13 protein-coding genes and 1 pseudogene are annotated in these 12,398 nt (G+C 52.8%); 3 read left to right on the top strand and 11 right to left on the bottom strand.

What is annotated here, in order from left to right; translation table 11 throughout:
• From ADJ79_RS12615 to ADJ79_RS15085, 3 genes are all read right to left on the bottom strand, one after another.
• A complete protein-coding gene (locus tag ADJ79_RS12615; protein WP_050716266.1) occupies positions 1-1,632 on the bottom strand; it encodes a peptide chain release factor 3 in 1,632 nt (543 codons plus the stop codon).
• Between the two features lie 579 nt (positions 1,633-2,211).
• Positions 2,212-2,760, bottom strand: coding sequence for a transposase (locus ADJ79_RS13505; RefSeq protein ID WP_172674090.1), 549 nt, complete (start codon positions 2,758-2,760; stop codon positions 2,212-2,214).
• A 42-nt stretch (positions 2,761-2,802) separates the two neighbouring features.
• Positions 2,803-2,946 (bottom strand): hypothetical protein, encoded by a 144-nt coding sequence (locus ADJ79_RS15085; protein ID WP_158241724.1) that lies wholly within the window; start codon positions 2,944-2,946, stop codon positions 2,803-2,805.
• Between ADJ79_RS15085 and ADJ79_RS12600 the strand changes: the two genes are divergently transcribed.
• From ADJ79_RS12600 to ADJ79_RS13500, 3 genes and pseudogenes are all read left to right on the top strand, one after another.
• Complete coding sequence (locus tag ADJ79_RS12600) at positions 2,945-5,041, top strand: TonB-dependent siderophore receptor (RefSeq protein WP_050716263.1); 2,097 nt, start codon at positions 2,945-2,947, stop codon at positions 5,039-5,041. The two genes, ADJ79_RS15085 and ADJ79_RS12600, sit on opposite strands and share 2 nt — an antisense overlap.
• A gap of 127 nt (positions 5,042-5,168) precedes the next feature.
• Entirely contained in the window at positions 5,169-6,176 is a 1,008-nt protein-coding gene (locus ADJ79_RS12595; RefSeq protein WP_050716262.1) for a lipoate--protein ligase, read from the top strand.
• Positions 6,177-6,311: 135 nt separating this feature from the next.
• A pseudogene (locus ADJ79_RS13500) lies at positions 6,312-6,461 on the top strand (crossover junction endodeoxyribonuclease RuvC); the annotation flags it as partial.
• 827 nt (positions 6,462-7,288) lie between these two features.
• On the opposite strand, the gene ADJ79_RS12590 reads toward ADJ79_RS13500, so the two are convergent.
• The 8 genes from ADJ79_RS12590 to ADJ79_RS12585 form a co-directional block, all read right to left on the bottom strand.
• Entirely contained in the window at positions 7,289-7,633 is a 345-nt protein-coding gene (locus tag ADJ79_RS12590; protein ID WP_156304247.1) for a hypothetical protein, read from the bottom strand.
• A 310-nt stretch (positions 7,634-7,943) separates the two neighbouring features.
• Complete coding sequence (locus tag ADJ79_RS14830) at positions 7,944-8,357, bottom strand: hypothetical protein (protein ID WP_156304246.1); 414 nt, start codon at positions 8,355-8,357, stop codon at positions 7,944-7,946.
• 111 nt (positions 8,358-8,468) lie between these two features.
• Entirely contained in the window at positions 8,469-9,062 is a 594-nt protein-coding gene (locus tag ADJ79_RS13495) for an RHS repeat-associated core domain-containing protein (protein WP_253273828.1), read from the bottom strand.
• A 341-nt stretch (positions 9,063-9,403) separates the two neighbouring features.
• Positions 9,404-9,754: a hypothetical protein gene (locus ADJ79_RS14825; RefSeq protein ID WP_172674089.1), complete on the bottom strand. Its 351-nt coding sequence runs from the start codon at positions 9,752-9,754 to the stop codon at positions 9,404-9,406.
• A gap of 4 nt (positions 9,755-9,758) precedes the next feature.
• Positions 9,759-10,451 (bottom strand): RHS repeat-associated core domain-containing protein, encoded by a 693-nt coding sequence (locus ADJ79_RS13490; protein ID WP_256381535.1) that lies wholly within the window; start codon positions 10,449-10,451, stop codon positions 9,759-9,761.
• A 34-nt stretch (positions 10,452-10,485) separates the two neighbouring features.
• Complete coding sequence (locus ADJ79_RS14820; RefSeq protein WP_156304244.1) at positions 10,486-11,229, bottom strand: hypothetical protein; 744 nt, start codon at positions 11,227-11,229, stop codon at positions 10,486-10,488.
• Positions 11,186-11,596: an RHS repeat-associated core domain-containing protein gene (locus ADJ79_RS13485; protein WP_082203323.1), complete on the bottom strand. Its 411-nt coding sequence runs from the start codon at positions 11,594-11,596 to the stop codon at positions 11,186-11,188. Before ADJ79_RS13485 ends, ADJ79_RS14820 begins: the two co-directional genes overlap by 44 nt.
• A gap of 188 nt (positions 11,597-11,784) precedes the next feature.
• Positions 11,785-12,177 carry a hypothetical protein gene (locus tag ADJ79_RS12585; protein ID WP_050716260.1) on the bottom strand — a complete coding sequence of 131 codons (393 nt, stop codon included), beginning with the start codon at positions 12,175-12,177 and terminating at the stop codon, positions 11,785-11,787.
• Positions 12,178-12,398: the final 221 nt, after the last annotated feature.

Below are 12,398 nucleotides of genomic sequence, written 5' to 3'. Positions count from 1 at the left end.
TCACGACGGACTGCCTTGCAAAGCCAGCCCCGCGTGCTCCCTCAGCGGGTGAAACTGTATTTTGGGAAAGCGCTCCTGCGCCAGGCGCACGTCATAAGGGCTGGTGCACAGGTAGGCCAGGGTGTCGGCGGCGTCGTGCGCCATGCGCATGGGGTAGGCGTCGGTGAAGGCGCGCAAATCGGCCGGGTCGTCTGCGGTAATCCAGCGCGCGCCGGTGTATTGGCAGCCTTCCAGGCGCACGTCGCAGTCGTATTCGGTTTTCAGGCGGTGCTGCACCACTTCAAACTGAAGCTGGCCGATGGCGCCCAGCAGCATGTTGCCGCCTGCGTCGGGCTTGAAAACCTGAATGGCGCCTTCTTCGCCCAGTTGTGCCAGGCCCTGCTGCAACTGCTTGGCGCGCAAGGGGTTTTTGAGCACGACGGTCATGAACATTTCGGGCGCAAAAAAGGGCAGGCCCGTAAATTGCAGGTTGGCGCCGTCGGTGATGGTGTCGCCCAGCTGCACGCCGCCGTGGGTGGTAAAGCCGATGATGTCGCCCGCATAGGCTTCCTGCACGGCTTCGCGGCGCTGGCTCATGAAGGTGACGACGCTGGTGGGGCGCAGCTCTTTGGCGGTGCGCTGCACTTTCATCTTCATGCCCGGGGTGTATTTGCCGCTGGCCACGCGCACGAAGGCGATGCGGTCGCGGTGGTTGGCGTCCATGTTGGCCTGCACCTTGAATACCACGCCGGCAAAGCCCGCGTCTTCGGGATTGACGGTTTTTTCCTGCGGCTGGCGGTTCACGATGAGCGTGGACACGCGCGGGCGCGGCGGCGGCGCCAGATCCACCAGCGCGTCCAGCACTTCCATCACGCCAAAGTTATTCACGCCCGAGCCAAAAAACACCGGCGTTTGCCGGCCCGCCAGAAAAGCCTCGTGGCTCCAGGCGGGCGATGCGCCCACGGCCAGCTCCATGCTCTCCAGCGCGTCGTCGAAAGCGCTGCCAAAGCGCGCGCGCAAGGCGGCGCTTTCGCTTAACGGAATGGTTTCAAAGTCTTGCGGGCGGCGCTCGCTGCCCGCTTCAAACACCGTCATGGCCTGCGTGCGCAAATTGATGATGCCGCCAAAGGACTTGCCCTGCCCCACGGGCCAGGTCATGGGCACGCAGGGCATGCCCAGCTCGCGCTCGACTTCGTCCAGCAAATCCAGCGGCTCGCGCACTTCGCGGTCCATCTTGTTCACGAAGGTGATGATGGGCGTGTCGCGCTGGCGGCAGACTTCAATCAGGCGGCGCGTCTGCGCTTCCACGCCGTTGGCCGCGTCAATCACCATCAGCGCCGAGTCCACGGCGGTGAGCACGCGGTAGGTGTCTTCCGAAAAATCCTTGTGGCCGGGCGTGTCCAGCAAGTTGATGACGTGGTCGCGATAGGCCATTTGCATCACGCTGGAAGCCACCGAGATGCCGCGCTGCTTTTCAATTTCCATCCAGTCGCTGGTAGCGTGGCGGCTGGCCTTGCGCGCCTTCACGCTGCCGGCAATCTGAATGGCGCCGGAAAACAGCAGCAGCTTTTCAGTCAGTGTGGTTTTGCCCGCGTCCGGGTGGCTGATGATGGCGAAGGTGCGGCGGCGGCGGGTTTCTTGGGCGTAGGTCACAAAAAAAACGGTTTTCCGGTCAGGTCATCGGGGCGCTTGAGCGGCGCGGGCGGCAAAGCAGGTAAATGGCGCGCCGCCCGAAAGCGCAGGCCCCGGTTGCCAGTGCCTGCCAGGCGGAGCTGCTTGCGCCGTGAAATGGCGGGCGATTTTAGGAGGGCGGCAAAACGCTGGCCGCGCCAGAGCGCGGCCAGTGGCGCGGGCGTGGAAGGGCGAAGGCTCTTTTTGCTTCTTTTTGCGCCTTGATTCATCGCGGTGTCTGCGTCTCTTTCGCACGCGCAGCAGCAACCAGGCTTCAAGTCCACCGAATGCACTCTTTTGAGAGCCTGTTCAAAGAAGCCGCGAACGCGGAATGGGTCGCCGGCTGCCTGATACCGCTTTTTTCGCTACCGCGAACGGAGCAAGGCTTAGGCCGCACGCCGTATCCAGACAGCGCCTGTGCGTCAAAAGCGGCAAAGAGAGAAATAGAAAACGCCCCTGATCAGCTCCTGTATTCATAGCATGATGTCCTAGTAAAACGTGCGCAAACGCCGTTTTCAGCCTCTCAAATCCGCTCCTGTTTTTAATACCATCAAGTGCTTTCTAGGCACCTGTTCGCCAGATGCAAGCGATCTTGACGAAGGCTTCAGCCGAGACCACGCCGTCCTCGTAGTCCTTGGAGAGCCTTCTCGCTTGGCTCAGCCAGGCGAAGGTTCTTTCCACAATCCAGCGCCTGGGAAGCACCTTGAAGATGCGCTGCTGGCAGCGCTTGATCACCTGCATGTTCCAGCCAAACATGCTCAGCGCCCATCCAATCAGCGTGCCCGTGCAGCCGCCATCCACGAAAAGGGGCTTCAGCCACTCAAAGCGCAAGAACAGCCTCACTGGCAAAGCTCTGGCACCCACTCTGTCCTGAATGCCAGCCGAATGCACCACCACGGCCAGCAGCAACCCCATCGTGTCTGAGGCCATGTAGCGCCTGCGCCCTTTGACTCTTTTATTTGGAGTTTGAGGACAGACTCTGAAGCTGGCGCCAAACCCTGCGCGCTTGACTGGGCCAGGGTTAGAGCAGGCTTGGGGCCTTTTGCCGCTGTTTGGGTCTGCAAGGCAAACGGGGCGATCGCAAGAAAACGCCTTCGCAAGGCGGGTCATGCGAAAAAGAATAGATTTCAGTATCATCCCGCACCCGCGTTTTCAGCCTGAAACATTTTTGACGAAGAGCATTCCTGAATACATGCGGCCAGCGCGCGGCTCTTGGCGGCGTGAAAGGCGGCAGAAAAAACCGCTTTTGCGCAAACCGCGCTTTCCGAAACTACTTTCTGACTCATTTTTCTTCATGCAAGCTTCCTTCAAGCCCCTGGCCCTGGCGGCCGCCCTGGCCTGCGCTGCGCCTTGTGCGCTGGCGCAAAGCGCCGCAGATGACGAGGCCATTGATTTGCAAGAGGTGCGCATCTACGCCACTTCCGAAAAAGACATCGGCTTCGCCCCAAAAGAGACGGAGACAGCGGGCAAGATGCCCATGCGCATGGTGGAAACGCCCATGTCCATCAGCGTGGTCACGCGCGAAGAGATGGAATCACGCCAGACGGGCAATTTGCAGGAGGCGCTGGAGACTGTGGCGGGCGTCAGCCCCGTGAACTATGGCCGCCGGGGCTTTGACGATTTGTTCATTCGCGGCTTTGATTCCGGCGAGTCCACCATCATCGACGGGCTGGCGCAAAGCGGCAACAGCTCCATCGGCCTGCGCTTGCAGTCCTACGGCTACGAGCGCTTTGAAGTGCTCAAGGGCGCTTCCAGCCTGCTGTATGGGCGCGTGCAGCCGGGCGGCATGGTCAATGCCATCAGCAAGCGGCCCAAGCGTGACGCGCTGGGCGAGGTTCACCTGGAAGCGGGCAGCTTTGGCAACCGCGTGGCGGCGTTCGATATCAACCGGCCCCTGTCCGCGTCAGGCAAGACGGCCCTGCGCATCAACGCCCTGGCGGGCAACAAGAAAGACCCGACGGACCATGTGTGGCGGCGCGACCGCTGGTTCGCCCCTTCGCTTTCGCTGGACTTTGGAGCAAATACCGACTTCGTGCTGTTTGCCACCTACAACTCGGGCAACTGGATTCGCCAGCAGGGCCTGCCGCCCGAGGGCACCGTGCTGCCCAACCGCAACGGTCCGCTGCGCCACTCGCTCTTCACGGGCGACCCCGGCTTTGGCAGTTATGACCTGGCCCAGTACACCCTGGGCTACAACCTCCAGCACCGCTTTGCCAATGATTTCACCCTGCGCCAGAACCTGCGCTACGAGAAAGAAAGCGGCACGGGGCGCTTCATCTCCCTGCAAACGCTGCGCGCCGACCAGCGCACGCAAACGCGCCGTGGCACCCACCAGCAAATGGACGATCACCAGATCGCGCTCGACACCTCCATGCTCATGCCCTTTGAGGGCGCCGGCATGAAGCACCAAGTGGTGGCCGGGTTGGACATGCGCCAAGGCACCAGCAGCCGCGCCCAGCACCGCTGCACCGTGCGCCCCATCGACCTGTACGCCCCCGTTTACTACCAGCCCTACACCTGCCCTGACAAGTGGGACAGCGACGCACCCACCAGACTGCGCACCGCCGCCATTTACATGCAAGACCAGATCAAGTTCGGTCAAGGCTGGACGGCGCTGGCGGGCCTGCGCTACGAAAAATCGCGCCAGCGGCAAGATGACCACGTCAAGAACACCAGCGCCACCCAGCATGACAGCGACGTGACCGGCATGGCCGGCATCGTCTATGAATTCACGCCCGGCTGGTCGGTGTACGCCAGCTACAGCCAGTCTTTCCTGCCGCAAATGGGGCAGGACTATCACGGCAACGCCTTCAAGCCCGAAACCGGCACGCAGTGGGAAGCGGGAACCAAATACGCCAGGGACGGCTGGACAGCCAGCGCCGCCGTGTTTGACCTGCGCAAGCGCAACATCGCCGCCGCCGACCCCGTCAATGACGGCTACAAGGTACTGGTGGGCGAGCAGCGCGCCCGCGGGTTGGAGCTGGAAGCCGCAGCCGAGCTGAAAAACGGCCTCAAATTCACCGGCGCCTACGCCTACACCAAGACCGAAGTCACTCAGAGCACCAACGCCCGCGAAATCGGCCAGCCGCTCAACTACACCCCGCGCCACGCCCTCACCGTGTGGAGCAACTGGCGGCTGCCGCAAATGCCCGCTCTCACCCTGGGCGCAGGCGTGCGCTACGTCGGCAAACAGCATGGCAACAGCGCGTTCTACCTGCCCGCCTACACAGTGGTGGACGCCTCCGTGAGCTACACCCACACGAACTGGCGGCTCACCGCAGGCGTGAAAAACCTGTTTAACCGCAGCTACTACGCAGGCGCGGTACGCACCGGCGTGGTCTCGCCCGGCATGCCGCGCAACTTCAACGTCACGCTCAAGTATTTCTTCTGATGCAAAAAAACCGGCATTTTCTCTTCATGGTTCTTGCCGGGTCATAAAATCAAACCGCCCGCCGCCTGAAACCGCAGAAACAGGCGGCGGGCGGCTTTTTTTCATTTTCAACGCACGGAGCGCGCCCATGTTATTCGTCGATAACCAGGAAATCACCGACCCCAGCATCAATATTGCGCTGGAAACCTATCTCGTTGAAAACCGGCTTGCCGACGAGCCAATGCTGCTCTTCTACATCAACGAACCTTCCATCATCATCGGCCGCAACCAGAACACGGTGGAAGAAGTCAATCAGCGCTATGTGGAAGAAAATGGCATTCACGTGGTGCGCCGCATGTCGGGCGGTGGCGCGGTTTATCACGACCTGGGCAATTTCTCATTCTGCTTCATTCAAGATGAAAATGGCATGGCGCGCAATTTTTCGGCCTTTACCCGGCCCGTCATCGAATGCCTGCACAAAATGGGCGCCACCGGCGCAGCCCTGCAAGGGCGCAATGATTTGCTCATTGACGGCAAGAAATTCTCCGGCAACGCCATGTACGTGCGCAACGGACGCCTCACGGCCCACGGCACCATTTTGTTTGACGCCGATCTGGACGCCGTGACACAGGCGCTCAAGCCCCGCGCCGACAAAATCGAATCCAAGGGCATCAAATCCATTCGCAGCCGCGTCACCAACATCAAGCCCTATGTGGCCAACGAATACAAGGACATGAGCACGCGCGAGTTTCGCGACAGCCTGCTGCTCAATATCTTCGGCGTGAAAAACCGCGCGCAGGTACCCGAATACAGGCTTGAAGAAAAAGACTGGGAAAAAGTGCGCCAGATTCGCGCCGAACGCTTTGGCAACTGGGACTGGAATTATGGCCGCTCGCCCGCCTTTTCCAGCGAGCGGTATTTCAAGTTTCCCATCGGCGCGGTGGATTTCCGCTTTAACGTCGAACGCGGCGTGATTCAGTCCATTCGCATTTTTGGCGACTTTTTCGGCCTGGGCGACATTGCCGACGTGGAAAAACGCCTCACCGGCATTGCCTATCGCCGCGACGCCATTGAAAAAGCCTTCTCAGAAATCGACGTGAAGCATTATTTTGGCAATATTGAGGCCAAGGAACTGACGGACCTGCTCGTGGGCTGACTGGGCAGACGGGCTATTTTGCTCCTCTAACCATAGCATGAGGTCCTAGTGGGAACTGCGCAGGCAGGCATTTTGCCCCTTTCATATTTGCTCCTGTCCATGTAGCGCCCCAGCCGCCTTGCGCCACAGTTCACCATGCGAATCCTCGGCATCGACCCCGGCCTGCGCACCACCGGCTTCGGCGTGCTGGATGCAGCCGGCGGCCCGCTCGCCTACGTGGCCAGCGGCGTCATCCAGACCGCAGACGCGCCCCAGGGCAGCCTGCCCGCGCGGCTCAAGCTCCTGTAGGCCAAACGCGCCGCGCCGGCAGCATGTACCGCCAGCGCTGAGGGCCTGTTGGCTCTCTGGCCATGAGGAGCAAAAGCGCGCAGTTCGGACTGGGCAACAAGGCGCAAATCGCAAACGGGTCTTGCGGCTCCAATGGCTGCCCGGCGAGGATTTGCAACGCTCAAGAGCGCGCGAATCGGCGTTTTTCGCGCCTGCAAACCGTTTGAAGATCGCAAACAAGCCCTGACAAACGTGCCGCCTGCCGCTTTGCTGCGCTTGCACCGGCAACAGCAACAAGGACAGGGGCCAAGGTCAGTACGGACGCTGATAGTGGGGGCAAAACTTTGGCTGGCGCGACTAAAACCTTGCAGGGCATGAGGGGCTCCATTGGGTATTCGTGACGGGCAGAGGCTGGCTGTGGCGGGATGAGGCGTTGCCGCATCAAAGTCAGGAGCAAATTTGAAGGGGCTGAAAACGGCCTTCGCGCACGTTCCACTAGGACGTCATGCTATTGAATGAGGAGCAAATAGACGACTACAGAAAGACACCCCCTCTTGGACGGACTGCATAAGGCGGCGTGGATTGGCCAGACAAGAAAGTGGCAATGGCCTTCGGCCTGGCTGGCGCGGCCGAGAGAAGCGCTGATCTATTTGGCCCTGAATGGCTGGCATGGGACTCTGAAAGCTCGCATTCGGTTTTTCATTGACCCTGCTCTCTCCTTTGACTCTTTTACGGAAATGTTCCTTGGAGCGCGGATGCTTTAAGAGTGAATTTTTTCTTGCCAAGCCCATTCAAGCACATTGCCATCTGACTCTTTCTTTTTTCAGAACCATAAGACAGGCAGTTTATTTACGATCTTCCAGCCATGCCTTATCAAATGGCGGGAACATATTTTTTACAAACAGGTCTGGATCATCTTCATACCTGTCCACCATATATTCGCAAAGATCCCTTACTGTTCTAATCTTCAGTTGGTTATTCTTAATCTTGCTGAAAATCAATTCATTGGCGGCATCTTCAATATCATCATTAAGTTCTTCAAATGGATTAATCTCCCAGAATGATCGCTTGACATTGAACAACTCGCAATCCCAATTCATCTCCAAATCAATCTGAGAAACATCCAAACCAAATATCTGCGCCAATCTCTTGATGCAGATTGTATATATATCATCTCTTGTCAATTTCATGATTACCTCCAATTCCGACCTATTTCATCAATTGCATTCAAATCCCTCAAATGAAACCGCCTCTCATAACCATAACAATACCAATACCAGGCGCAATTATCCACCGCTTGCATCCTATGGTTTTGTGTCTGTCATTCGCAGTTGTGCCAGGCGTTGGCAGGCGTCGTTTTTTGAGTGATGCGTGTACCTGTGGATAAATCGATATGCTTTCAAATAGCAGATCGATGCGGAACGTACAGATGATTTCGATTATTCAATCTTAGCTTTATGGACTACCTTACCTTGTGCAGACGCCGCCGTTCATATGATTTTACTTGCATGCCCCTTCCAGAAGCCTTATTAGTGCACACACATAATCATCAAGCGTAATAATTTTCGTGTATTCAATATGTTCTTTTCTGGATCTGTTGAAGTTTTTTAATATTCCTCTCCAGAAATCTTTTTCACAATCAAAATCCGGTGGGGCCAACTCAAAATCGAGCCTGTCTTCCGGACGCAATACTCCTGGATCAATAAATAATTCAGCGGCAACAAATTCAAGCATTTCTTTGATCCTGCCTTTATTGAATTCATCCTTCTGGCAAAAACAACCGCATAAAACATCCAAATCAATAGACCTTCTGCCCAAAAAACGTTGTTTAACCTTCTCTCGCGCGCGCCTGTCCCCATATATGCATGCCGTAATAAAAAATACAGCTACCGATAAAAATATGAACAACTTCATTTTTGCTACTTATTCATGCATGAGCAATAAATTATCGAACCAATATCCCAGTATCCTTACCCATATGCTGGGTAATAGTGCAATTCTCCCGTAAATTCTTCCTCTGTTACTCTATTCAGCCTGCACGGAGCCAAAAGAGCGCCCCGTCATCGTCATTTGATATTCTTTCCCAATGACTGACCATACTTTATGTTGCCACGTTGTAGCATGCGGCTCAATACCGGCTATTCCAGAACGATGGGTAGTTTTTCCTGCCATGATATTGCCTGCACTATTCGCGAATTCAAGAGTTGTGATTACTTTTCCAGTTATCGAATATGACTCTCCTTCATCTTTCCATAACTCGCCCCAATCCCATCTTCTCGATTCAATGCATTCCGCCACGCCCATTGGTAACTGAGGCCAATCTGCCGGATCAGTCACATCAAAAAGTCCCATTGGATCAATTCTATTAACAGGGTTATTTGCTACATACAAAAATAGATTCAATCCTCCCGCCAGTCCAATGGGATCCGCCTGCACATACCTGCCAATGCCCGGCGCATAGTCCCGGTTCCAGTTCTGGTGCAGCCCCGTTTCCGCATCAAAGTACTGCCCCGGCAGTCTCAGGTTGATTTGCGCCGTCGAAGCATGGTCTATCCGCGCCTTGCCAAAGGCTTCATATCTGGCTTTCCACGTCGTCTCGCCCGCCTTGTTCAGCGCCAATATCTTGGCTTAAATGTTCTCCTCTGGCGCTTCAGGTTATTATATAATCGGATATCAAAATCAGTCATAAAATCTCAGTTTCCCATACTATCCACCCCTTAACGTCTTCAAATGCGCTCCTCAATCAGTAGGCAATATTGTATGCGCAACAAAATTAACAAGAATGCCAAATCACTCATGTGATCGAAAAGCATTCACAATAATGCATTCGGATCATCAATTATTTATTTTATTTGCCACGGGAAATTAGCTTCAATACCCTAATCTTAGTAGTTTTACCTTTTATGAAGCACGCTTGAACATTAAGCGAGTACGATTGAATACTGCGGACAGTATTCCATCTAAGCAAAACAAAAAACTAATAATAATACACAAATAGGCACAAACAACCAGCAAATTAGATCCACCAGCAATTTGCGCCATGAAATTGAATCAATATATCGAGCATATCTTATCAAGCGCTTTACTTCCTTGTCATCGAAGGAAAACTCTTTTCCCTTTTTCAGATCATTGGAAATAACTTGCAGCTCATATATAGATTTGCCTTTGTATTCATTATTAATTTCATAGTCGGTCGAAAGCATGATGGACTTTGCTTTTTCTTCGTCACTTTCTGGACTGAAACCGCAAAAACTACATGGTATGATAGCCTTATTTTTGAAGTTTCCACATTTTATACACACAGCAGTCATATTATTAGCATCCGCATTTTTCTTCCTGTGCATTAAGACCTGCTTTATACCCTGCAACGCCAGACGTAATTGCTATTCCAGGAATGCCTATCTGAATACCAACCCGAGCTGCAATTGCCAATTTTCTTTGTAACGGCCGGTTTTTCCAATTTGGCGCAAATCCTAACCATCTGTTCCATGTTTTTGGCATCTCCAATAAATTCCATCCTCCATTGACAATTTTTGCTGAAACTTTCACATTGCGTGCGGCAGCCTGAGAAATCATCCAATGATCTAAGCTCATATTTTTTGCCCCACCGCGAATTTTCCAATAGGCCTTACTGTATTTTCTGAATTTTTCTGTGTTTATAAAAAATCCAGCAATCCCAGCCAATCCTCCTCTCCCAATAATTCCAAAACCAAACATTGATAACGCTGACACGCCAACTTCCCAAAAATTGATGCACTCAATGCGGCCACCATTCTGCCAAAGTTGCCAACCAAAATTTAATGCTCTTCCCACCACAGCACCCACAAGAGCAAATTCTCCATTTGGATCTATATAAGCTCCAGGATTCCCATAGGCATACTCATAGACGTTTATGCCCCCCGCCAGTCCAATCGGATCCGCCTGCACATACCTGCCAATGCCCGGCGCATAGTCCCGGTTCCAGTTCTGGTGCAGCCCCGTTTCCGCATTAAAGTATTGGTCCCGCAGCCTCAGGTTGATTTCGTCTTAAGGTGAAGTAATTCTATATTCTCGTCATCCAAATAAAATTTGACCTTACATCTTCACCCAAGTATAAACAAAACTGCTGTTTTTTATTTATCAGTAAGAAGGATCCATTTCCCGATCCAAGCAAATCGGAAATTATGTTATCCATTCTCCCAAACACTCCTCTTCTATATTCGCTTTGCGTGGAAATAGCGAATCCAGAATCATCTGCGCAAAAGTTATTTTTTACAAAACCAAAAACCTGCCTGCTATCTTGAAAACTGATAGCTTTACGCATATTGATATAATTTTCAAAATGATCCAGATCCTTTAACCACTTTTCTATTCCTTTTGATGTCGAAGCAAACTCAATAAATCTATTTCTACGACTATCAATGATGGCGATTCTGGCTATTGCTTTCAATGCTTCCTCAGTGTATTGGTCTGCTCGCTTCATTTTTTCTACCCCATCTATAATGTATATTTTGTTTATTCTTATTTTCATGATTTTGTCATGAAAATACTTGTCTTTGCCATAAGCATTTGGCTCATCTGGCCGATTATTAGATCCTATTCCTTTTCTTCTTGCAGCTTCTTTTGCTCTCTTCCTAGTCGAATACCATTTACTAATTTGCCGTCTTGCATTCTTGACTGATGTTAATTTAAACCAATTCAACGGATTAGCGCAACTCATTGCGTATCCCTTGACATTGTCTTGCAGCGTGTCAGGCCAGCAGTCAATCTCTCCTGTCAAGGCATCCCACGCCGTTGCGCGCGCCATGCATCGCGCTACGCACCGCAAATACCCCCCAGATGATTGGCACAACTGGAATTTCTCCCGACGGATCAATATATTTAAGAGGGTCGTTATATGTATACTGGTAAACATTCAATCCTCCCACCAGTCCAATGGGATCCGCCAGTATATACATGCCAATGCCTGGCGCATAGTCCCGGTTCCAGTTCTGATGCAGACCCGTTTCCGCATCAAAGTATTGGTCCAGCAGCCTCAGGTTAATTTGCGCCGTCGAGGCCAGGTGAATTCTGGCTTTGCCGAAAGCCTCGTAGTTCGCTTTCCGCGTTGTCTCGCCTGCTTTATTTGCGCCAACACGGGCGTTCTCGGACGATCTGCGACCATGTAGTGGTATCTGGCTTCTTTCAGGTTATTTATCTGCCATCGCAAACCATCAGCATGATTCACGCGCCCATGACAGCAGCAAGCATCAACCGTAAAAAATTATTTTTGCATCTATCGGATAATTTTTCTTTTACTGATATTTCCGCACTTGCTCCTATACCAAACATTAACCCAGCATCCAATCTAGAGCCAGAGCCCTCATTCCTGCCTTTTCATGCATTTAAACAGGTAAAACAAGACAAGCCAAACCAATGATCCGAAAAGTCCCCCCATCCATATCCTGAAGAATATACTTACATCCAGAACAAACAAAGCAATCAACGCGAAAATAATTTGCAAAATGAGCAGGGATCTTATTCTGTAGTCAATCCATATTTGACTTAGCATCTGACCTTGCGCCTCAAAAATAAGCGACCTGAATTTCATAAACCTCAACAGGGTTGACATGGCACATAACAAAGAGCCAAAAATCACCAGAAATCTCTTGACAAACAAGCCGATACTTCCATTGAATGGAGTCAGCGCAAGAGCCGCAATCAGCATGGAAAAACCAATCACCCCCATCAAAGAATAATCAGAATCTTTTTTCATTACTTAGGACAATCGTATGATTTCAAATCCTTGCATTCACAAGGCGTGTTCTTGCAAGCATAAGATGTCACGTGCATATAACATCTCTCAATAGCAGTGGATGCCCCTAATCCGACTGACTTTCCGTCGTATCCCACTCCGCTTCCAGCGCCACAAACCCCTTTTCCGTCGGCGCGCGATATTGATCCTGAAATGCTCCCCAGAAAAGTAACTTCCCTAAT

Source organism: Ottowia sp. oral taxon 894 (genome assembly GCF_001262075.1).
Classification (GTDB): domain Bacteria; phylum Pseudomonadota; class Gammaproteobacteria; order Burkholderiales; family Burkholderiaceae_C; genus Ottowia; species Ottowia massiliensis.
The sequence above is the reverse complement of the archived record's forward strand: the minus strand, read 5'-3'. Positions and strand labels throughout refer to the sequence as shown.

Bases quoted from the DNA above. Each gene is read 5' to 3' on its own strand.
- ADJ79_RS14830 (WP_156304246.1), bottom strand. From the start codon at position 8,357: ATGAAGTTGTTCATATTTTTATCGGTAGCTGTATTTTTTATTACGGCA.
- ADJ79_RS14825 (WP_172674089.1), bottom strand. From the start codon at position 9,754: ATGACTGCTGTGTGTATAAAATGTGGAAACTTCAAAAATAAGGCTATC.
- ADJ79_RS12595 (WP_050716262.1), top strand. From the start codon at position 5,169: ATGTTATTCGTCGATAACCAGGAAATCACCGACCCCAGCATCAATATT.
- ADJ79_RS12590 (WP_156304247.1), bottom strand. From the start codon at position 7,633: ATGAAATTGACAAGAGATGATATATATACAATCTGCATCAAGAGATTG.
- ADJ79_RS12585 (WP_050716260.1), bottom strand. From the start codon at position 12,177: ATGAAAAAAGATTCTGATTATTCTTTGATGGGGGTGATTGGTTTTTCC.
- ADJ79_RS15085 (WP_158241724.1), bottom strand. From the start codon at position 2,946: ATGAAGAAAAATGAGTCAGAAAGTAGTTTCGGAAAGCGCGGTTTGCGC.
- ADJ79_RS14820 (WP_156304244.1), bottom strand. From the start codon at position 11,229: ATGGCGCGCGCAACGGCGTGGGATGCCTTGACAGGAGAGATTGACTGC.
- ADJ79_RS12600 (WP_050716263.1), top strand. From the start codon at position 2,945: ATGCAAGCTTCCTTCAAGCCCCTGGCCCTGGCGGCCGCCCTGGCCTGC.
- ADJ79_RS13505 (WP_172674090.1), bottom strand. From the start codon at position 2,760: ATGACCCGCCTTGCGAAGGCGTTTTCTTGCGATCGCCCCGTTTGCCTT.